This is a genomic window from Candidatus Tisiphia endosymbiont of Temnostethus pusillus (assembly GCF_964264675.1).
Taxonomy (GTDB): Bacteria; Pseudomonadota; Alphaproteobacteria; order Rickettsiales; family Rickettsiaceae; genus Tisiphia.
Map to the genome: position 1 here is coordinate 307,677 of NZ_OZ183472.1, position 20,584 is coordinate 328,260.

General features: G+C 33.4%; 21 protein-coding genes. 10 read left to right on the forward strand and 11 right to left on the reverse strand.

The window, feature by feature from the left end; all coding sequences use genetic code 11:
• Positions 1-371 precede the first annotated feature (371 nt).
• On the forward strand, positions 372-1,772 hold the full coding sequence (locus ACFEL2_RS01555; protein WP_375332086.1) for a tyrosine-type recombinase/integrase: 1,401 nt from the start codon (positions 372-374) through the stop codon (positions 1,770-1,772).
• 52 nt (positions 1,773-1,824) lie between these two features.
• Here the strand turns inward: ACFEL2_RS01555 and ACFEL2_RS01560 are convergent, their stop codons facing one another.
• The gene (locus ACFEL2_RS01560) at positions 1,825-2,649 is read right to left on the reverse strand and encodes a DNA adenine methylase (protein ID WP_375332355.1); all 825 of its coding nucleotides are present in this window, start codon (positions 2,647-2,649) and stop codon (positions 1,825-1,827) included.
• Between the two features lie 498 nt (positions 2,650-3,147).
• On the opposite strand from ACFEL2_RS01560, the gene ACFEL2_RS01565 reads away from it, so the two are divergent.
• The 4 genes from ACFEL2_RS01565 (at position 3,148) to ACFEL2_RS01580 (ending at position 6,161) form a co-directional block, all read left to right on the forward strand.
• Positions 3,148-4,188, forward strand: a complete 1,041-nt coding sequence (locus tag ACFEL2_RS01565; protein ID WP_375332087.1) for a sensor histidine kinase — start codon at positions 3,148-3,150, stop codon at positions 4,186-4,188.
• A 39-nt stretch (positions 4,189-4,227) separates the two neighbouring features.
• Complete coding sequence (locus ACFEL2_RS01570) at positions 4,228-4,386, forward strand: hypothetical protein (protein WP_375332073.1); 159 nt, start codon at positions 4,228-4,230, stop codon at positions 4,384-4,386.
• Between the two features lie 433 nt (positions 4,387-4,819).
• On the forward strand, positions 4,820-5,419 hold the full coding sequence (locus ACFEL2_RS01575) for a bifunctional (p)ppGpp synthetase/guanosine-3',5'-bis(diphosphate) 3'-pyrophosphohydrolase (RefSeq protein WP_375332088.1): 600 nt from the start codon (positions 4,820-4,822) through the stop codon (positions 5,417-5,419).
• Between the two features lie 70 nt (positions 5,420-5,489).
• Positions 5,490-6,161 carry an HD domain-containing protein gene (locus ACFEL2_RS01580; RefSeq protein WP_375332089.1) on the forward strand — a complete coding sequence of 224 codons (672 nt, stop codon included), beginning with the start codon at positions 5,490-5,492 and terminating at the stop codon, positions 6,159-6,161.
• Here the strand turns inward: ACFEL2_RS01580 and ACFEL2_RS01585 are convergent.
• From ACFEL2_RS01585 to ACFEL2_RS01605, 5 genes are all read right to left on the reverse strand, one after another.
• Positions 6,101-7,465, reverse strand: a complete 1,365-nt coding sequence (locus ACFEL2_RS01585; RefSeq protein WP_375332090.1) for an MFS transporter — start codon at positions 7,463-7,465, stop codon at positions 6,101-6,103. The two genes, ACFEL2_RS01580 and ACFEL2_RS01585, sit on opposite strands and share 61 nt — an antisense overlap.
• Before the next feature lie 100 nt (positions 7,466-7,565).
• Positions 7,566-8,090, reverse strand: a complete 525-nt coding sequence (locus ACFEL2_RS01590; protein ID WP_375332091.1) for a hypothetical protein — start codon at positions 8,088-8,090, stop codon at positions 7,566-7,568.
• Positions 8,091-8,140: 50 nt separating this feature from the next.
• Positions 8,141-8,608: a lysozyme gene (locus tag ACFEL2_RS01595; protein WP_375332092.1), complete on the reverse strand. Its 468-nt coding sequence runs from the start codon at positions 8,606-8,608 to the stop codon at positions 8,141-8,143.
• Positions 8,592-9,107 carry a hypothetical protein gene (locus ACFEL2_RS01600; protein ID WP_375332093.1) on the reverse strand — a complete coding sequence of 172 codons (516 nt, stop codon included), beginning with the start codon at positions 9,105-9,107 and terminating at the stop codon, positions 8,592-8,594. The genes ACFEL2_RS01595 and ACFEL2_RS01600 overlap by 17 nt, the downstream gene beginning before the upstream one ends.
• 17 nt (positions 9,108-9,124) lie before the next feature.
• A complete protein-coding gene (locus ACFEL2_RS01605) occupies positions 9,125-9,916 on the reverse strand; it encodes a hypothetical protein (RefSeq protein ID WP_375332094.1) in 792 nt (263 codons plus the stop codon).
• A 288-nt stretch (positions 9,917-10,204) separates the two neighbouring features.
• Between ACFEL2_RS01605 and ACFEL2_RS01610 the strand changes: the two genes are divergently transcribed.
• Entirely contained in the window at positions 10,205-12,514 is a 2,310-nt protein-coding gene (locus ACFEL2_RS01610) for a hypothetical protein (protein WP_375332095.1), read from the forward strand.
• A gap of 372 nt (positions 12,515-12,886) precedes the next feature.
• On the opposite strand, the gene ACFEL2_RS01615 is transcribed toward ACFEL2_RS01610, so the two are convergent.
• The 4 genes from ACFEL2_RS01615 to ACFEL2_RS01630 all read right to left on the reverse strand — a co-directional run bounded on the left by ACFEL2_RS01615 (position 12,887) and on the right by ACFEL2_RS01630 (position 15,929).
• Positions 12,887-13,375 (reverse strand): IS3 family transposase, encoded by a 489-nt coding sequence (locus ACFEL2_RS01615; protein WP_375332096.1) that lies wholly within the window; start codon positions 13,373-13,375, stop codon positions 12,887-12,889.
• Positions 13,376-13,418: 43 nt separating this feature from the next.
• Entirely contained in the window at positions 13,419-13,787 is a 369-nt protein-coding gene (locus ACFEL2_RS01620) for a group II intron maturase-specific domain-containing protein (protein WP_375331962.1), read from the reverse strand.
• A 141-nt stretch (positions 13,788-13,928) separates the two neighbouring features.
• The gene (ltrA, locus tag ACFEL2_RS01625) at positions 13,929-14,681 is read right to left on the reverse strand and encodes a group II intron reverse transcriptase/maturase (protein WP_375331963.1); all 753 of its coding nucleotides are present in this window, start codon (positions 14,679-14,681) and stop codon (positions 13,929-13,931) included.
• 498 nt (positions 14,682-15,179) lie between these two features.
• Positions 15,180-15,929 carry an IS3 family transposase gene (locus ACFEL2_RS01630; protein ID WP_375331964.1) on the reverse strand — a complete coding sequence of 250 codons (750 nt, stop codon included), beginning with the start codon at positions 15,927-15,929 and terminating at the stop codon, positions 15,180-15,182.
• A gap of 183 nt (positions 15,930-16,112) precedes the next feature.
• Between ACFEL2_RS01630 and ACFEL2_RS01635 the strand changes: the two genes are divergently transcribed.
• Genes ACFEL2_RS01635 through ACFEL2_RS01645 form a run of 3 tightly spaced genes read left to right on the forward strand, consistent with a single transcriptional unit; the run spans position 16,113 to position 18,440 of the window.
• Positions 16,113-17,603 (forward strand): hypothetical protein, encoded by a 1,491-nt coding sequence (locus tag ACFEL2_RS01635; RefSeq protein ID WP_375332097.1) that lies wholly within the window; start codon positions 16,113-16,115, stop codon positions 17,601-17,603.
• Between the two features lie 8 nt (positions 17,604-17,611).
• Positions 17,612-17,935 (forward strand): DNA adenine methylase, encoded by a 324-nt coding sequence (locus tag ACFEL2_RS01640; RefSeq protein WP_375332063.1) that lies wholly within the window; start codon positions 17,612-17,614, stop codon positions 17,933-17,935.
• Positions 17,889-18,440, forward strand: coding sequence for a DNA adenine methylase (locus tag ACFEL2_RS01645; protein ID WP_375332064.1), 552 nt, complete (start codon positions 17,889-17,891; stop codon positions 18,438-18,440). Before ACFEL2_RS01640 ends, ACFEL2_RS01645 begins: the two co-directional genes overlap by 47 nt.
• A 121-nt stretch (positions 18,441-18,561) precedes the next feature.
• Here ACFEL2_RS01645 and ACFEL2_RS01650 read toward each other — a convergent pair whose 3' ends face one another.
• The gene (locus ACFEL2_RS01650; RefSeq protein WP_375332098.1) at positions 18,562-19,536 is read right to left on the reverse strand and encodes an Rpn family recombination-promoting nuclease/putative transposase; all 975 of its coding nucleotides are present in this window, start codon (positions 19,534-19,536) and stop codon (positions 18,562-18,564) included.
• Positions 19,537-19,777: 241 nt separating this feature from the next.
• On the opposite strand from ACFEL2_RS01650, the gene ACFEL2_RS01655 reads away from it, so the two are divergent.
• On the forward strand, positions 19,778-20,578 hold the full coding sequence (locus tag ACFEL2_RS01655; protein ID WP_375332099.1) for a hypothetical protein: 801 nt from the start codon (positions 19,778-19,780) through the stop codon (positions 20,576-20,578).
• Positions 20,579-20,584 lie beyond the last annotated feature (6 nt).

A 20,584-nucleotide genomic window follows, 5' to 3' on the forward strand; every position in this document is an offset into this window, starting at 1 on the left:
GAACAGCAAAAATGTTAACCCTAGAGAACTATAATAACAATTTTACTGCCTGTTATTAGATTAACATTATTCTGAAGAACCTAAAAAATTTTTTAATTTTATTAAAAAATCCCCTTTACTCTGCGGAAAAATAATTGTATTTATGCAAGACGATACTACGTGATGTAGTGTCAGCACCGAGGTTAGAAGACAATCTATCAAATTTTACTCTAACCTCAGTGTCTATTTTTCGCAAAACAAAAAACAGGATTTTACTCTATGCCCTCCTATATTAAAAATCAATAAAAAACCACTGAATCTAAAATAAAAAATATCAATAATATTATCAGTGACAACACTGTTATAACTAACAATGTAATTATGGTAGATATATGACAACTTTTGACTTAGATTTTACTCAAAAAATTGTAAGTAAAATGATTCGTCCTAAAACTAAACAAGATTTTTATAATGATACCAAAGAAAAGGGCTTGTATCTTATTGTGAACAAAAGCAAGACTTTTTACTTACGTAAAACAGTAGAGAAGAAAGGTCGTTGTCGTGCAATTAGATTAGGTAAATTTCCTTATATGTCGGTAGCAGAGGCAAGAAATAAAGCTGCTGAACTAAAAAGACAGATAGCAAGAGGCATTAACCCTCTTGAAAAATTAGCTATTACAAATAATCAAATAGATAATCAACCAACCGAACTAACAAATAATCCAATAGATGATAAACTAACCAAATTAACTGTTAAGGAGTTTTTTTTTAATAAATATATTGAAGAACACTGTAAGCGTAAAAATAGAGGCTGGGCAAATGATATTGTTAGAATGAATCGATATGGTAAAGATTATTATGACATAAAAATAGCTACTATAACAAGGGATGACATTCAGAAAACATTTAATGATCTTAACAATAATAAAGGTCCGTTTAGTGCTAACGACTTTGTTAAGTTATTTAGTGCTATGTTCAATAGGGGTATTAAATGGCAAATGTTAGAGAAGAACCCAGCACAGGGTATTGAAAGAAATCCGGAAAATGTCAGAACACGATATATTGCGACCATAGAAGAATTGACAAAGTTTATTAAGACAGTTATTGCAGAATGTACTAGTATAACTGTAGATGCTATCTTAATGCTATTACTTACTGGAGCTAGGAAAAGTAATGTTTTATCTATGAAATGGCAGGATATTAATTTTGAAAACATGACATGGACTATACCAGCTAGGTCGGCTAAAAATAAAAAAATACAAACAGTTCATTTAGTGAACTCTGCCCTAAGCATATTGGCAAGAAGACAAACAGAGAATAATAATAAATCAATATGGGTATTTCCAAGTAAGCATAAAAAGAGTAAGAGTGGTCACATAGCAGCCCCCAAGGATGCTTGGAAGAAAATTTGTAAAGTGGCTGGTATTGAAGATTTAAGGTTTCATGACTTAAGAAGAACACACGGTAGTTGGATGCGTAAAGCTGGAGCAGATAGAGAAATAATAGGTAAGGCTTTAGGTCATAAGAGTCAAAAATCAACAGAAGTATATGATATTATAGCGAAGGATCAAGTTAGAGAGTTTCAGAACAAAGCTGCGATTCCATACGAAAAAATTCTGAAAGATACAGAATTTTTTACAGACAATAAAGTAGCTCTGCTAAAGGAAACAAAAGAAATTACTAATAATATTAAACCTAATAATACTATTGAAGCACTACAAAGACAGATTGAAGCACAGCAAAGAATAATTGAAGAATTGGTGCAACAGATTAAGAAACTAACCGTATCTTAAACACAAGAGTAATGTTGAGTATATGTTGAGTAATCAGCATAGCTACTTCAGCTTATTCATAGTTAGTAATGATAAGCTCTTTGGCGATTTCTTTCTGTACGTTTACTTTCTGTCCGGTTATGGTGTATTTAATGTCAACGGTATTTATGGTAAAATCTTGGTATATTTCTCTAATAAAATTGGTGTCACTATTGGAAATCATTAGTTTTACCCCTTTGCTAGTGAGTTCCTTGGCAAAATCTCTTAGCCTGACTTGTTCCTGTTCATTAAAGGGCAATCGCGTATAAAATTTCTCTCCAGCCTTATGATAAGGCGGATCGAAATAGACAAAATCATTTTCCTTAGGTTCGATAAATGAGAAATCAGTGACGTAAATTACGGTATCACTTAGAAAGCTACTGCATTGTTTTAGCCTTTTCTTAAAATGAGAGATACCATAGTTGTGAGTAGAAAAGTGCAAGCCAAGCTTGCCCTTTTTGTTGATACAATAAATACCATTGAAACAATATTTATTTAAATAAAGAAATCGAGCAGTGATGTTAGTAGGGTCATTGCTGTTATCATTGTTTAGTACACGGTAATAATATTCTTTTGAGTGCTGTTCTTTGTGTTTGGACAATAAATCATTTACTGCTATTGGATTCTTTTTTACCATATTATAGCTGGTAATTAATTCTAAATTAATGTCAGATAGAAAACATTGTTTGAATCTATCTTTGATTTTAAAGAACAACGCCCCACCGCCAAGAAAAGGCTCATAATAATTATTTAACGAGATAGAAGTAGGAAGGCGGTCTATTAACTGTTCGACAATTTTCCTCTTGCCGCCAACCCAATAGATAAATGGTTTGGGCTTAGTCGTGGTATTAGGCATAATTATAATTGGGATTGCTTAGCTATGAAATAATCTTAACAATTGAACTAAATAGATCGTCTAATAAATAAGTCGTCCATTGTATCATAAATACCACAAAACTACCACAAGAATTTGTCAGTATAATTAAATAAATTGAATAATTGGAAAGTAAAACAACATGTTAAGACTAAGCAAATAGTCTGCAATTTTGCCAAGTCAATTCTTGAAAAAAGAAGAGTATATATCAGAAACCAACTAAATTATGGCTTACTTATCAGCTCTTTAGCCAGCAACCATAATGACAATTTTAGCTAATGTTACTAGATTGACACTATTCAAAAAAATTTCGAAAAAAATTACTAATCGTGAAAATTCCCCTTTACTCTGCGGAAAAATGATAGTATTTGTTAAGACGACGTTACAATAGTGTAAATGTTAAGCACTAAGGTTAGATTACAATCGCAAAATTTTCTCTAACCTCAGTGTCTACTTCACAACAGTAAAATAGGAGTTCATTTTATGACGAGGGATATTAAAAATCAACAAGAAAACCAATCTACCTGTAAAAAAAATATCAAAAAAAATGTTACCAGTGACAAAATCCTTGGAACTAACGATGAAACAAATAATATCAGTAGTGACATTATTGTTGAACTACAACAAGCCAAGAAAAATCTACAAGTAACTAATTTCATCTACCACAACTTCATAATAAATATATTTCTTAATGTAAAAACTTTCGGTATTACCGTTTGGGACAAGGCTATAACACTCCTTGAGCCAAAAAAAGATGACGTTAAAGAACATTCTATAATTGATATTATCAATTGTACTAGAGTGCAAATGGAGTACAGCGAAACTATGCTAAAGTTTGCTCAGTGCCATTCACACTTAATTGCTACCACAAAAGTAGCCTTAGTACCGATGATTCCTAATAAATCCAACCCTAGGAAATTAGTAGACAGAGTTATTACTAAATTAGGACTAACCTCTAAATGTAAAGGTATAAGGGTTGTAAATAATTTCTACAGTGATATCCCAAATACCCTCATTGCTGATAGTTACCGACTTGAGGCGATATTAACCCAATTAATTACTAATGCCATTAATTTCACTGAACAAGGCAGAGTTGTCGTAACTACCAATTTTTTTCCAGCAAGCACTATACTATCACAAATTGATAAAGATTGTGGAGGTGGAGAAGCAGCTACAGAGAGCAAAGATACTTTACAATTCATTGTTCATGATACAGGTATTGGTATGTCTGAAGAACAGCAACAATATATCTATCGGCAATTAAATGGTCTTGATAGTTCTGCCTTTAGTAACTCGACTAGCAAAGCTAGTGGCGAGGAATTGGCGACGGATTCAAACTTAGAATCAACTTTAGAATTAGGTCTAGGTTTAAGTCTAGTCAAACAATTTATTGGTGATCTGAATGGTAAAATTAAACTTAGCAGCCAGCAAGGTAAAGGTACAACTTTTACTTTGCAAGTGCCGGTAACATTACATTCAACTGAAGAGCTTAATAATGACAACAATATGACCAATAACCATTAAAAATATCTAATAAATTTGGAGATAATATTATGACTGAACTTGTTAAAATTAATAAGAATTCTAAAGGCTAATAAAGTTGTCAGCAAGATAATAATAGATTTGGGAGGAGTAATGGTTACTGATGTAGCAATAGAATGGTTAATTAAGGCTCTAGATATCCACGACAAAAAACTGACTGGTAGTTTGTCGGTGGTTTAACACTATATTAGGGGAAGAGCAACTACAATATTGGGAACAATGATAGGATATGGAAATAGGATGCCACGTGGGGTGGCATCAAGCACTGAGGTTAGAAGACAATCTATCAAATTACAATCTAACCTCAGTGTCTATTTTTCGCAAAACAAAAAACAGGAATTAATTTTATGACTAACGATGTTAAAAATCAACCACAAATATTTTTTGGAAATAAATATAACAAACTATTGCAAGTATTTTTATCATTAGTATAATATGGTTTTATATTTAAAGTATATCTGTTCTCCAAATTATCTAATGGAATGGCAGAATGATAGTTTTATGAGTCTTTTATGACCATTTTCTATTAATTTATTAACTAATTACTGATAATTGACAGACTAGTTGTTAATTGTTAACATTAAAGTTCTGAGTATAGAGTACAATATTAATTATGCAAGGTAGCACTACTAATGATTTACGTAACATTATAGCTAATATTAGTGCTAACCTGCGTAGAAATGGTATAAAAGTTGAAATACAGTACAGATTAAAAGACCCTTATTCTGCTTTAAAAAAGATGTTAAGGAAGAATATAGAGCTGAAAGAATTAACTGACCTAATTGGTTTTAGAATTATAGTTGATAAACAATATGACTGTTATGAAGTATTGACTACTCTTTACAATATCTATTCTGTTCATATGGGAAAGACTAAAGACTATATTGCTAATCCTAAGGATAATGGTTACCGTTCTTTGCATCTCGTAGTTATAGCTGATATCTATGACCGTAACATAGAAATACAAATACGGACTAGAAGGATGCATAATATAGCCGAATTTGGCATTGCCAACCATGAGAAATATAAAGAAACGCAGGAAGAAAAATTAAGAAAGTTATTTTATGAGGAGAGAGTTAATACAGTTGCTATTAATACTGAAATAAATAAAGCCTATGATATTTTTAATCAGTTTAATTGGACTATATCAGAACTCATTGATTATGAGCAGGCGATTGAAAATCTTTGCCATCAATTCCAAAAAGATTCTTAAAAAATATAATAAAATTATTGGCAATATTAGTTTAATTTAATGTACAATCAAAATAATGGGGAGGCATTTCATGGAAGATATTGACAATTGGTGGACAAAGTTTGAATCTTGTAAATATTCTGCTAAGTTACTTAGTAAATTGATTTTACTCAATGAAAAAGTAGCTCACCCAGTAGATATCAGAGAAATTATCAAAGCTATCTATTATGCTAAGAAATATCATGGTAGTCAAATGCGGCAATCGGGTGAACCATATTACTCACACCCGATTGAAGTAGCTTATATGTTTGCTGAATATACAGCTCAAGCAGTTCAGCAATTGTTTAACACTAACATGATCGTTACCAGTTTACTGCACGATACTGTTGAAGACACAACACTTACCGAAGAGATGATTGTTCAAATTTTTGGCAGTCTAGTCGCAAGTCAAGTAGAAGACCTGACAAGGGTCAAGCCTTATGGCAAAATTAGCTCCAAAGAGATTTTAGATTTATTAGTTCAACAGGAAAAATATGATGTAGCATTGATTAAAATTTTTGATCGCATTCACAACTTACAAACTCTAGGAGCTAAATCACCTGAAAAGGCACTGAAGATAGTTAAGGAAACTATAGGATATTTTATAGATATTTGTTTTTACTTAGAAATACCAACAGCCGAACAACAATTGATAAATCTATGTTACAAAAATTTACCTATTACCCCTAACCCATCTGCTTTAGAGTACACATTTCTTGGGTAGATGATTTTAGCTGGTTTTGCTAGATTTTCAAAATGAGATAGTCCGTAAGCAAAACCGATCATTGTAGGAATCATAATAAACCATATTCCCCAATTGCCAAAACACTCAATCAGGTAGACAAAACCAAAAGCACTGATAACATACATTAAAGCACGAGATACAGCAAATGTTATGCTGGCACAAGTAAAACGTTTAAATATGGGAAAGCTTTTTAAACAAATGGGAGTAGCAGGGTCGAGGCATTTCTTCCATAAGATTATAATGAATTGAATCAAAAATAACTGATCAGGAGAATTAAGATTATTCAATAAATACGGACAAAATATCATGAAAATAGAAAATATTAGCAGTGTAATTTTTATGATTAATAATGGATATACTTTTAAACTTAAATAACATAATATTAATGTGGTTAACAGCTCCATTATACAGACAAGAAAATTATGGTGAATAACTTCAGGCAGTGTGTAACCAAAACTAGTTTGTAAAATATTACCACAATATATATAAATAAAATAAATACATACCGGTAAAGGACATTGTAATAAAAAGAAAGCTAGTACGGTTTTTTTATTCACTTTTTCCCGCCAAGTAGGACGGTCATATAAAATATTTATATCGGTATTAGTTTTGTCAAAAACTTTTTTAATTCGACGTTTGGCATCAGCAAAGTCTGGGGCTTCTCTAAGTTTGCTTCTTGCAACAAAACCAATCAGGGCAACTGCTGCACCTATCCCAAATGCTACACGCCAGTTAAAAATATTACAGGCAACAAGTGAAGCAATTGTTAACGCCCCTAACTTTCCTAAGGTAGCACAAGCCCCTATAAATCCAACACTTGCATATTGTATTGGTGGGTGAAGCGTTTCAGTTAAATAAAGTTCTGTCCCTACTATTTCACCTAGAGAAGATATACCTTGAATACCCCGGCAGATGGTTACTAACCAAGCCGCTAAGATTCCTATTTGTTCGTAAGTAGGCAGATTAGCCATAACAACGCAAGCAAATGCCATCATGAAAGTTGTGATGATAACTGTTGCCTTACGACCTATATTATCACCTACCCATCCAAATATTAAAGCCCCTAATGGTCTAAGTAAGTAAGTTGAGCAAAAAGTAGCTGCATAATACAAAGCCGTAGTGTGTGGATCAGTTTTGGGAAAAAATACTTCATTAATAAATACCGCCATATGAACATAAATCATCAAATCAAAATATTCAAGGAAAGTTCCTACTGACAGTAACCCCACAGCTTCTTTTTGTTCTTTGTTTAAACTTCTTTGTTCTTGAGGATACCCTATCATTTTCCTTACCATCAGCTTGGGCATTAATGATAGCAAGAAAAAATAATATTAAAAGTGAAAATACATTTTGGTTAACAATATCACCGAATTTTAATAAAGATTAATAAAGCCTAAATAGTCTAGGGGATATCTCTTTGACATATTCACTATATATTTCAGGATAATCACCTTTGAACTTTGGTAGATCGAAGGTTTTGCGGGTAGCTTGTTTCCACGATACAAGAATATGCTCACCTTTTTTTAGGTAAACATGGAATTGCATATAATTCATCACTTCTAACTTTAAGCTATCTTCCTTGCAGAGTAGCTGTTGTTGTATCTCTTCCAACTGATTCAGCTCTTTTACTTTTTCAGCTATTGCGTCATTTGCTTCAATAATATTTTGGCTATCAATATTATTGCTAGAAATAGCGTAGTGTTTTCTTGCCTGCTCAACAGTTTGAGGCATAGTTTGGGACACAGTTTGTGGTATTACCTCAGGGGTAGTGGAAGTCTGTTTTACAGTATCATTTATCACAACTTCTTGAGGTTTATTTTTCTTTTTGCTTAAACTAACAACATTTTGGCTAACAATGTTTTGATACTGCTCTTGATTTTTCTCTATTTTTATCCTTGCGGCTTTCATTTTTTTATCCTGTTATATGATGTTGTTTGTTTATAAAATTTTCACATAATCTAACTTTGCAAAAACATTCCTCTCTCTGCCAATCTCCTTCTCACTAAACCTTTAAGCTTGATACCTCTAGCATAAACCCATTTAGGAAATTCATCGGCAGCTGATAAATATTCACTTCGTAGCAGCTTTTGTCGTAAACTGGAAGCTTGAAATGCACCAGCTCCGCAGTTGAAGATGAATGATATCAAAGCTCCCTCTTGTGAGCAGTTTAATGGTACGCGGCAATGTCGATAAATGGCATATTTAGCTTGTTCTATATCCTGCTCTAGCAAGTAATCAGCATGTTCTCGCGATATACCATCAGACATTTGTTGTTGTTCGTACTCTTTTATCACATGCCCCCAGCCAATAGTTTTTAAACCAGCTGGGCAGTAATATGGTTGTAGCTTCAAGCCTTCAAAGATTTTAATGATATATTCTGCTTTACTATTGCTATCATTTGCAGCAAGTTTAATATTTGTATCCACTAACTTTACCATTACCACTACCATTGACATAGGTGTAACCGTTATTGTTACTATAACCATTAACTCGGTATCTACCAAAAGCTCGATGACCAAACCAAAAACCAATAACTGCACAAAATATACCTTGATCCTCACTACTCCATATGGTGTCTGATGCACCAAATTTTATGAAGATAGCTAATTTTAATGCTATATAGAGCAGAAAAAATATATAAGTAATCATTGGTCTAACAGTGGTAGATAAAAAATCCACCCAATTATTATTGCTGTTATTGGCTATTTGCATACCGGCATATTGATATAGATATTTACTCTCATCATTATTAGCCTGAATTTGGATTTCCTCAAGTCTAGCACTATGACCAGTATTTGAAGCTTTGATTTGCATGCCGATTAATTTCAGCTCATGTTCCTTGTCTTTCTTATCCTTAAGAAAATGCAAAATCTCCGGTATAAAACTGCTGAAGAATCCTATAAAGGCACTTAATATCGCTATCATATAATTATTACCTTTATTTAATGAATATCAATAGGACCACAACGACTGCCACCAATGGTCAATTTTTTATTAACAATATCAAGGATAACATTACCTGCAACATTATCAACGCTAACATAAGATTTCAAATTTGTTGCAGTTATAGAATTACCACTAAGTGTAAGAGTACCTCCAACCACACTTAGGGTGTTCGAACCATCGCCACGTCCTATTACATTAATTGGACACTCTAAACTCCAAGTTTGTGCGGTCATACTTAGACGTTGTTCTAAATCAGCTTTATTAAGTAAATCTTCAGTTTCATCTTCTGCCGCAATATCTGATAGGTGTAAACTAGCTAGCGAGGTTAGGCTTTGGCTTAAATCTTTACTATTCTCAAGACTAAGGCTATTTAGGTTGTCAGAACTATTAACACAGATGATATATTTTAGCCCTTTAATATTGCTGGCTTGAAGACGTTCATTTAGGTTCTTCAGATTATCTCTACCAACTCGGTTGCCTAAATTCCAAGGCAGGACGATATAATTACCTTCATCCTCAGAACTCATGGCTACTTTAGTGAAAGGATGCCCAGTACCCAAATAAAAGCTTAGTGATGACTTAGGAAATTCTTGAATTTCAGTGCCGCTCGCAGTTATTATATGCAGCTCTGCTTTTTCTACCTGATTTGGTATAAAAGTCTTATCGCCCAAATGAAATTTAGCAATATCTGGCAGGTGATCACTATTACTTGTGTAAACATTTCTCATGATTCTTTTTAGATTTTCGATATCTTTTGACTTATAAAATCTGACTGCAATTTTTCTCATATAATCCCCTGTAGTATCTGTATTGTAGGGGAGTTATTATATCATAAAAAATCACAATTTGCATCAAGTTTTGTGCTATTTTTACATCATATTCTTATTAAAATAAATTAGTATACTTTAGGATTATAGGTTAAGATTATAAAATAATTTTTGTTAAAAATAACACTTGTAATATTAATTATCTTTGATATCATGCAGGTCATAAATTAAAATCCGTTTAACACGGCACAGAGCTGTAATATAGCAGTTTATTACATTAAAACTATTAATCTTAATTAGGTAACAGCAATGACGATAGACTTTAACAAACATCTAAAAGATGGTTCCTTATGTCTTGGCTACCAACTATGGCCATTGAACAATACTGACCAATTCAACAATTTAATCCAGTTTATTGGAAATAACTCTAATGTTACAGAGCTTAAATTAGAAGAACGGAATATTGATATTGATCATCTTAAATTATTAGTTGAGGTATTAAAGAATAGTAATGTTACTGCCCTTAACGTAAAAAGTAATAAGATAGGTGATGAAGGTGCAGCTGAAATAGCCAAACTCTCTAACCTTACTAATCTAAACATAGGGTGGAATAACTTAAGTGCTATAGGGGCAGCTGAAATAGCCAAACTCTCTAACCTTACTAATCTAAACGTACATGCTAATGAGATAGGTGATGAAGGTGCAGCTAAAATAGCCCAACTCACTAATCTTATTGAACTGGACATAAGCTATAATCCCTTAACTAGTAAAGGTGCAACTGAAATAGCCAAACTCTCTAACCTTACTAATCTAAACATAGGGTGGAATAACTTAAGTGCTATAAGGGCAGCAATAGCCCAACTCAATAATTTTACTGCACTGAGCATAAATACTATCTCCAATAATGAAGTATTAGATAAAATAGTTAAACTCACTAATCTTAGTAAACTTAAAATTACAACTGACTCATTAAGTGTTACAGAGATGGAAAAACTCTCTAATTTGATTAATTGTAAAATCTCACTTGATAACTCAACACAAAACAAGATCATTAAGTTAATGCAAAATGCAAACAACCCAAAAGTTACGCCTGAAGAAGTTAGAGATAGGATGTTTGTACTGCTTAAGACAGGCAGTAGATGTGTAGACGATATGATAAAACATATAATAAATTCTCCAGAAAAATACCCATTTGCTATAAACTCACGAGACGCAGCAGGACACTCATTATTACATTTTTATAATCACAAACTTGAGATGCAGCAGCTTCTTTTCCAACATGGTATTGTACCAGAGCAAAAACAACAAGGCGGAATATTGCTACGCTTAGTGCGGGACAATCAGTCCGTTCATACAAAAGAAGCAGTAGATTTAACGAATTTTACTACAGGTAAGTTAGTTGAAGACTATAAAGGTACAAAAGAATCGTTACAAGAGATAGCAACGGCATATAATAATAAATTAAAAGACTCTACTAATTTCTTTAATACTCCAGTTAAATTAGCATTACTTAGCTTGACTGATGCATCTAAGCGGGACACAATGGGAAATGCATTAAAGAGTGACTCAGCTGTACTAGATGATCAAGAATTTGTTCGTACTATAATGGCTAAAGCTAGTGAAGCACTAGGAGCAAAATATTTAAGAGGGGAGTATTCTACATATGAACTACAATATGATAATAAAGAACATACAGTTACTATTCCTGAATCTTTGGGACTTGTTAAATCATTAATAGATACTATGGAAATTCCGGTTGCTGATAAACGGGAATTGCTGGTAACGTTAATGGTAAAATTCCCGGAATTAGTAAAAGATAAACTAAAAATAATACAAGAAAAGTTGGGAATAGATGTTCCGTTAAAAGTATTAGTAAATTCTAGCAATTGTCATAAATTCTTAGAAAGCAATCCTATTATACAAAAGACTCCTCAGATAATATCAGAGCTATTTAAAGATATTAGTAATTTAGATATAGAAGAAACATTGAGAGAGCAGAAAGAATTTGCTTTAGCAGTAGGAGTATACATGGCTGCTACAACTTATGGCGACATGACTGCTTGCATTCTAGGAACATGGAGCCAAATTATTAATAGTGCAACTGAAATAAACCCAGAATTTCTTAATAAGTTCAATAAGTTGAAAGAAGAAGAGGCTAAAAAAGAAAAAGAAAGGACGTCTATTACAGAAAGCAATATTCAAGACTTTAATAATGAATTAGCTAAGAAGTTAATAGAGTTTGTTAAAGAGAAACCAGAATTGCAAGAAAGCCTTGCAGAACTGGGAGCAGCTATGATAGATGTTAGAAAACCACAGGATATTACCATAGCACAACAAAAGATTTTAGCACAAGTCAACACACAATTCATGAAAATGATCAAAGATTACTTACCTAATTATAATAGTATAATACCAAAATTTGAGGAATATTATACTATAATCTATGCATTAGCAGACAATAAAGCTCTGCAACAGTTTGTGACACACTACTATGCATTGCAACGGCAAGTAGAATATGATACATCTGCTTATCAATTAGATACTGAATCATCCGAACCTCAACCAAGCGAGCAAGATGTTAACATAACCGGGGACAATCAATCTTCATTTGAACTTTGAAGACCATCTTTAGTTTGCAGCAAATTAGTTCTCTGGATTTTAATGAGTTATCAGCTTCAATTTCTGCAGATTTTCTTTTACGCTGTAAGTCATAGGGAATATGGCTTACAGCAGGGATATTAGAGCTTCCTACTGTAAGCTATCAATAATAAACTTGTTTTTTAAATCAATATCCGTTAAATTGAAACTATAAAGTTCATTAGTAAATTTAGTTTTATTAGATAATTATCTTGATAACTGTAACGTTATATGTTATAGTTATCATAAGGCAATATTGTTTAGGATATGATCAAAACTTTTAGCCATAAAGGATACTGGACTGAAAAATCAAGACAAAAAAAATAATAATTTTGTTTCCCATTTTTGCATTTTTCAAGCTGCAATTTGTTCATAATTTTGCATAGAATTTAGATAGACATTCATGTGCTTTTTGTAACCAATACTTGAATGAAATCTTCTATAATTATAGTGATTGATGTAATCATCAATACCACGCTTTAGCTCTTTAACATCTTTAAAATCATTAATAAATATACAATTATATTTTAAAGTTCGGAAAAATCTCTCCATTATTATATTATCAATACTTCTTCCTTTACCATTCATCGAAACTTTAATGTTATGCTCTTGTAAAATTTCAATGTGTTCATGACTAGTATATTGACTGCCCTGATCACTATTAAATATCTGCGGTGCAGGATATTTGTTAAGTGCATCCCGCAATACTTCAGTTACCAAACTTACATCCATACTATTTGACAATTTATAACTCAACACAGCTCTACTATGCCAATCTATAATTGCCGCCATGTACATAAATCCCGAATTAGTTCGAACATAAGGGTGAGTAGACTGAAGCATTGCAGCTTCAGCCCCTCTCAGAACGGTGCGTGAACCTCTCAGCTCACACCGCTCCCACCATTTTAGCCTTTGGATATATTCCTAATTTCCAATGTATAAAAGCTTCAGGATTAAGATTTGCTAATCTATTTAGATATTCTCTTGCACGTCTTTTATGCCATGCAAGTTTCTTATATTTTCTTCTAACCCACCGCTCCAAATACCAATTCAGGTGCTTCCATATGTTGTGCATTGCCGATGGATAAAACTGCCCATAATAGTTATACCAACCTCTTAACTCAGCTTTAAACATTTCCGAAAGTTCAGATAAGGACTTGTCATTCTTAAGCTGAATGTGCCAACTCCTTATGGTTTGTATGATTGCTTTCTTAGAGTTATTACTTATCGCAGGTAAGAAATTTGGATGAACCATGCCTTGTTTGTTTACACATCTTCTTGGTCTAAAACTATATCCGAGAAAGTCAAAGCTGATTCGTTCATATTCATCACGACGATTATTGTCCTTACAATATATAATACCCGACTTATCAGGATGTATCGTAAGGCCACATTCCTAGAATCGTTGTCTAATAACTTGTAACACATATTCTGCCTGTTCTTGACTCTGACAATGGAGTAAACCATCATCAGCATAACGACAAAATGCTACACTTGGCATTTCTCTTCTTACCCATGCATCAAATACATAATGTAAAAATAAATTTGCTAATATTGGACTTATCACTCCTCCTTGAGGTGTTCCCTTATCGCGCATAATAATATTTCCATCTTTATCTTGCAATGGTGCTTTAAGCCACCTTTGTACGTAAAGTAGTACCCATTTGCACTTACAATGTTTCTCCAATGCTTTCATTAATAGTTTGTGATCGATATTATCAAACAAACCTTTGATATCAAATTCAACAACAAAGTCATATTTCCAGCATCTTGCTCTTGTAACTGCTATGGCATCATGTGCAGATTTCTTTGGGCGATAACCATATGAATCTTCGTCAAATATGGGCTCAACTAATGGCTCAAGTACCATCTTCACTACAGTTTGTGCTATTCTATCCGAAATAGTTGGAATCCCAAGGATTCGTTCTCCACCTGATTTCTTTGGAATAGGCACAGCTTTTACTGCAGGAGGAAAATAGCTGCCTGAGGACATACGATTCCATATCTTATACAAATTATCTTTTAGGTTTCGCTCAAATTCTTCCATAGTTTGTTGTTCAACTCCTGCTGCACCTTTATTATTCTTAACACATTGGTATGCTTGCCATACATATTGCTTAGAAATTTCAAAAGGCTTTACTGTCTTCATAAGCTCCTCCTAAATAAATTTAGTTGACACTGTGATGAACAGCTAAAATGGTCAGACACCTTCACTCCATTGCCATTACAGCAACTTCATCATTACTACATGTCTGTCCGCCCCTGTGTATACGCATCAGTACTATCAGCCTCACGGTTTTATTTCCGCTTGTACCTTTCCTTTAACATCGTTGCACAGGTTCCCGTGTTCAGCTTGAAAGCCTTGACTTAAGCTCACGCCACCTCTATGCCGGATGCCACCTAGCCAGTAAACAGGTTCCCGCTAAATTTATCCCAAAGCAACATCACCTCCTTGGTTTTGACATCATCTGAAGCACTTTCGACACTTGAACGGTGGTTCACTGTTGTTCGTCTTCTTAAGTCTATACCTGACACCTCAAGGATGCCTTTTCTGCATCGCTCACGACAATGCCCTTAAACAATTGCCGCATGCAGTGGTTTGCAGCCTATTCCTGTAAATCGACTGCGAAGGACCTACCTTCATCTCTCAAGCCGCTTGGCACGGCACACTGATATCTCCGCTCCAAACCTCGTTAGCGTTAGGTACGTGTACAGTCCTAGTTGTACCTAGATTAGTCCAATATTTATCAAGCAAATAACTATAAATTTTATGCTGTTTATCTTTTCCAGATGTTAACTTTTTCCTCTTTGGATAAATAGCCTCTATGCCAATCATGTTCATATATTTTAGAACCCGATCCTTACCAATAAACAAGCCATCTTCTAATAATTGTCTATGGATATAACGATAACCAAATTCAGGATTATCAGTATATATTTCATCTATTTTATTTAAAATATTTAAGTTATACCCACTAAATGGTTTTGCTTTATAGTACATTGAAGAACGATTAATCTTTAATAATTCATATTGCCTTGTCTTTGGTAACATTGCTAGCTTGGAATCGACAAGTTCTTTTCTATTTGATAAGTCCAAGCTTTGTAGCTTTCCCACAGCCCAATCTCTCTCTACTATTGTTTTTCCAAGCGTTTTCGCTAATTCATCATTTTGTTCTTTCAGCATATTAATTTGTTCCTGATATTTACTTACCAGTTTTGCTGGTTCAAAAGCCAATGCTGCATTTGATATAAATTGTTTCTTCCAATTACTAATTGTCTTGGAGTTTATCTCATATTTTGATGCTATCACTGATAATGGACTCTCTTCTTTCAGCACTTCTAATACTATCCTAGTTTTTTCTTCAGCACTAAAAACTCTTGCTTTTTCTTTTGTCATTTTTCCTCCTAATTTTTTCTTATTATTTTATCTTAATTAGGAAACTTTTTACTCTATTTTCTTGTCCATTTTCTTCAGTCCATTATACTCATTAGCCCTTTAATTAAAAGTCGATCCTTCATTGCTGATTCGATAGTTAGTAACCTTAATATACTAGGTCGGAGTATTGGGGTGATGGAGAGTATGGGTTGTAATCCTGAATTAATACTACAATCAATTAAAGGTACTTTTACCAAGGAGCTACAAGAGTTAGCAATTAAAGACCCAGCTATTTTAAAGCAATTAGCAGTACTTAGTAACCCAAACAGTTTTGTCAATCAGTTAGACCTAATGCTAGGAGTTAAACCACAAATACCATCAGTTGACCGTATCCTTGGGGCTTATCGTGCTTGGAACTGTATGGCAAATCTTGGCAAAGTGGTACTTTCTTCAATCCCTGATATGATGACTTTTGTCAGTGAGCTACAGAATAATGGCATACTAATAATGCAATCTTATGCGAATATATTACAAGTGGCGGCTACAGGACTTAATGGTGAAAAGAAAAAAGAGCTTGCTAGTTTACTTGGTGTGGCTGTAGATTCATTGATTGGTCATAGTCATTCTCGCTTTGCAGGAGAGTATCCAGTATCTGGTAGCATATTTAAACTTACCAATGCATTTTTTAAACTAAATTGTATGAATTGGTGGGATAATGTTTGGAAATCTACAGCTGGTAATTTGTTATCGCATAATTTAGCATTACAAGTTAATAAGCCCTTTAACTCACTATATCATAACTTACAAACTTTGCTTAATAGATATGGCATTAATGAAAGTAATTGGCATCTTTATCAGCATTTAGTACAGCAAATAGAGAATAAACCATATTTAATACCTGACATGGCATTACTACCTGATCATTTGCTAGACCAGTATTTACAACAAAATGGCAATAGTATAGTCAGTGATCTCAATAGAGCTAGACTTAAGCAGGATTTGACCAATAATTTACGAAGATATTTACTTGACCGGGTCGATACAGCTGTTGCCACTCCCCATACTGCCGAGAGAAATGCCGTGTTACTCGGCAATTTAGGTATTAAAGCAGGTTCGCCAGCTGCCGCGGTGATTCAGTGTATAATGCAATTCAAAACTTTTGCCTATACTTACATTACTAGACCGTTAAAATCAGTAACCATCGATCAGATACCACTTCATCAACAAATAGGTAGTGGCAATTTATTGGATTTAGGAACATGGAAGGATATCGCTAAATCAATGAGAAACCCAACTAGTATTAAAATGTTGTTTCAATTATTACCGGGTTCTATAGGGCTTGGTTACTTATCGATCAATGCTAAAAGGTTGTTTGATGGAAAAGAATGGCTTGACCCAAATGAAGAAGGAGTATTTATGGCATCTTTATTACAGGGCGGTGGTCTTGGATTATTTGGGGATTTTTTCTTTAATGAGTATGACAGTTATAATAATCTGCTTAAAGCTTTAGCAGGAACGACAGGTAGTGACATCATTGATTTTGGCACAGTGCTTACTTTAATCAAAAATGGCGAGTTGGATAAGGCAGAAGAATTGCTTAAAAAATCCCTTCAAAGACACATCCCGGGTAGGAATTTATTCTACCTACAACCGGCTCTATGTGGCTTCCATGACTGTCATAACTTGAATTGGTAGGAGAAAGAATGCACATAATAATTGAAAATGACGATAAGGTAAAACCATTTGTAAAATGGGCAGGTGGAAAAAGAAGTTTGATAAAAGAATTATCCACAAGAATACCGCAAACTTATAAAAACTATTATGAACCATTTGTAGGGGGCGGAGCATTTTTGTTTGCTCTTGCTCCAGCTAGTGCAACTATATCAGACATCAACCGAGATTTAATCACTACATATGCTGTGATTAAACATGAACCGCAAGAATTGATAAAGCTATTGGCAAAACACAAAGTAAACCATTGTGAAGAATATTATTACAAAATCCGAAAACAATTTATTAATGGTTAGTGATAATGATATAGAAGTTGCTGGACGTTTTATATATCTTAATAAAACCTGTTATAATGGTTTGCATAGAGTCAATAACAAAGGGGAATTTAATGTACCTATAGGAACGTATAAAAATCCAGCAATAGTTGATGAAACAAATATAATAGCTTGTAGTAAATTCCTACAAAATATTGATATAAAACATCAAGATTTCAGCAAAATTTCTCCAAAAAAAGGTGATTTTGTTTATTTTGACCCTCCCTATTATCCTATAAATAATAAATCGTTTACTAAATATACAAAATCTGATTTTACAGAAACAGACCAAATAAAACTTTATCAAAAATGTAAAGAGTTAAACGATAAAGGGGTATATTTTTTGCTTTCAAATTCCAATATTCAGTTTATAAGGCATATGTATAAAGATTTTTATATAGAAATTATCGAAGCACCAAGAAGTATTAACTGTAGAGCTAATGCAAGGAAAAATGCAGAAGAGGTTTTGATTAGGAATTATATTTAGCTAGTTACTTAATCTGTACTAATCGAGCTTTATAGTTTCAATTTAACGGATATTGATTACTTGCCAAATAGCTCCTCTTCCTCTGAAGCATTTCTTATTGTTTCTATTATTCCGGACTTTCCTATTGAATATCTATTTTTAATAGCTCGTTAATTCTACTGATAGGTAAGTCAGTCATTGTAGCGATTTCATTAACAGACCTTCCTTTACTCATTAACATTCTTATTAATTTAGCTTCTCCTCTAGCTTCTCCTCTAGCTTCTCCTCTAGCTTCTCCGATTTGGATTCCCTTAGCCTCACCAATTTCAAAGCCTTCTAGAATGCCTTCTTCTTTCCAATGTTGTGCCAAACTGCCCATAAGCCTTGTACCTGTTTCCTGATTTAACTTACTTGTTAATAGCTTTTCTAATTCTAGTTTATCCTCTTTATTTATTCTTGTCAACGTATAGCATAGTAGCAGCTCTACATAGTTATAACCTATACTTACCTTGACTAGTTCAGGTAACATATCGGCTATTTCTTGCCATTTCCTAAGTAGATCGCGTTCTCTTATATGTTTCGCAAAAAACTCAAATATACCCGACCACACCCTGTGCTTTAACTGTTCATCAGGAATATCATTAACATTAACTATTTGATAATCATTTGTCCAAATTTCTTTAGCTAGTAGGTTATCTTCAAAAAGTTCCCACAAATTACGAGAGGCATTATAGTCCCCTGCACCATTAAAAAATATGAGGGGGTATATTAATGGCAAAGACTTTGCCTTAGGGTTTAAAGTTAAATATCTATCACAGATATTTAACATATATCGTAGCAAACGGAATGCCATAAAATGATCAGCCGAACTTTGGTGTTCAACTAGGAGAAACAGATAACCATCCTTACCATCAAACTTAGCAGAAAATAACACGTCAGAGATAGAATCTCTTAGATTCTGCTCTACAAAACTGGTATTTTCAAATTTTAAACTAGGAAAATCTATCAGAGCTTTAATATGTTTAGGCAAATGAGCGTTTAAGAATTCATGTGCTACTAGTGGATTTTCCATTGCTTTGCGAAAAATTTGGTCATGCTTCAAACGTTTAGTAGTCATTTTACCTACCTAATTTTAGAGAGTTCCTTAATGTGTTTTGACATAAAAACTTTTAACAAGCAACAGTTTTTTCGTTTTATTATATATTTTTTGAGTAACAAATATTTGCCAAATTAAGTTGAAAAACAACTTAACTTATATTAGTGAAAATACGATGTAAAAATATCACAAAACTTGATGCAAATTGTGATTTTTTATGATATAATAACTCCCCTACAATACAGATACTACAGGGGATTATATGGGAAAAACACGAAAAATTATTGTCGAATTTAACACGTCACAAAAGATTAAAAATCTTAAAAGAATCATGCAAAATGTTTACAGAAGTAATAGTGATCATTTACCGGATGTCGCTAATTTTCGCTTAGGCGATAAGACTTTTATACCAAATCAGGTAGAAAAAGCAGAGCTGCATATAATAACTGCGAGCGGCACTGAAATTCAAGAATTTCCTAAGTCATCACTAAGCTTTTATTTGGGTACTGGGCATCCTTTCACTAAAGTAGCCATGAGTTCTGAGGATGAAGGTAATTATATCGTCCTGCCTTGGAATTTAGGCAACCGAGTTGGTAGAGATAATCTGAAGAACCTAAATGAACGTCTTCAAGCCAGCAATATTAAAGGGCTAAAATATATCATCTGTGTTAATAGTTCTGACAACCTAAATAGCCTTAGTCTTGAGAATAGTAAAGATTTAAGCCAAAGCCTAACCTCGCTAGCTAGTTTACACCTATCAGATATTGCGGCAGAAGATGAAACTGAAGATTTACTTAATAAAGCTGATTTAGAACAACGTCTAAGTATGACCGCACAAACTTGGAGTTTAGAGTGTCCAATTAATGTAATAGGACGTGGCGATGGTTCGAACACCCTAAGTGTGGTTGGAGGTACTCTTACACTTAGTGGTAATTCTATAACTGCAACAAATTTGAAATCTTATGTTAGCGTTGATAATGTTGCAGGTAATGTTATCCTTGATATTGTTAATAAAAAATTGACCATTGGTGGCAGTCGTTGTGGTCCTATTGATATTCATTAAATAAAG

Excerpts from the sequence above, each read along its gene's own strand:
- ACFEL2_RS01610 (WP_375332095.1), top strand. The coding sequence starts at position 10,205 with ATGACGATAGACTTTAACAAACATCTAAAAGATGGTTCCTTATGTCTT.
- ACFEL2_RS01600 (WP_375332093.1), bottom strand. The coding sequence starts at position 9,107 with ATGATAGCGATATTAAGTGCCTTTATAGGATTCTTCAGCAGTTTTATA.
- ACFEL2_RS01585 (WP_375332090.1), bottom strand. The coding sequence starts at position 7,465 with ATGATAGGGTATCCTCAAGAACAAAGAAGTTTAAACAAAGAACAAAAA.
- ACFEL2_RS01555 (WP_375332086.1), top strand. The coding sequence starts at position 372 with ATGACAACTTTTGACTTAGATTTTACTCAAAAAATTGTAAGTAAAATG.
- ACFEL2_RS01655 (WP_375332099.1), top strand. The coding sequence starts at position 19,778 with ATGGGAAAAACACGAAAAATTATTGTCGAATTTAACACGTCACAAAAG.
- ACFEL2_RS01605 (WP_375332094.1), bottom strand. The coding sequence starts at position 9,916 with ATGAGAAAAATTGCAGTCAGATTTTATAAGTCAAAAGATATCGAAAAT.
- ACFEL2_RS01630 (WP_375331964.1), bottom strand. The coding sequence starts at position 15,929 with ATGACAAAAGAAAAAGCAAGAGTTTTTAGTGCTGAAGAAAAAACTAGG.
- ACFEL2_RS01615 (WP_375332096.1), bottom strand. The coding sequence starts at position 13,375 with ATGCTTCAGTCTACTCACCCTTATGTTCGAACTAATTCGGGATTTATG.
- ACFEL2_RS01580 (WP_375332089.1), top strand. The coding sequence starts at position 5,490 with ATGGAAGATATTGACAATTGGTGGACAAAGTTTGAATCTTGTAAATAT.
- ACFEL2_RS01620 (WP_375331962.1), bottom strand. The coding sequence starts at position 13,787 with ATGGTTCATCCAAATTTCTTACCTGCGATAAGTAATAACTCTAAGAAA.
- ltrA (WP_375331963.1), bottom strand. The coding sequence starts at position 14,681 with ATGAAGACAGTAAAGCCTTTTGAAATTTCTAAGCAATATGTATGGCAA.
- ACFEL2_RS01635 (WP_375332097.1), top strand. The coding sequence starts at position 16,113 with ATGGGTTGTAATCCTGAATTAATACTACAATCAATTAAAGGTACTTTT.
- ACFEL2_RS01640 (WP_375332063.1), top strand. The coding sequence starts at position 17,612 with ATGCACATAATAATTGAAAATGACGATAAGGTAAAACCATTTGTAAAA.
- ACFEL2_RS01565 (WP_375332087.1), top strand. The coding sequence starts at position 3,148 with ATGACGAGGGATATTAAAAATCAACAAGAAAACCAATCTACCTGTAAA.
- ACFEL2_RS01575 (WP_375332088.1), top strand. The coding sequence starts at position 4,820 with ATGCAAGGTAGCACTACTAATGATTTACGTAACATTATAGCTAATATT.
- ACFEL2_RS01650 (WP_375332098.1), bottom strand. The coding sequence starts at position 19,536 with ATGACTACTAAACGTTTGAAGCATGACCAAATTTTTCGCAAAGCAATG.
- ACFEL2_RS01590 (WP_375332091.1), bottom strand. The coding sequence starts at position 8,090 with ATGAAAGCCGCAAGGATAAAAATAGAGAAAAATCAAGAGCAGTATCAA.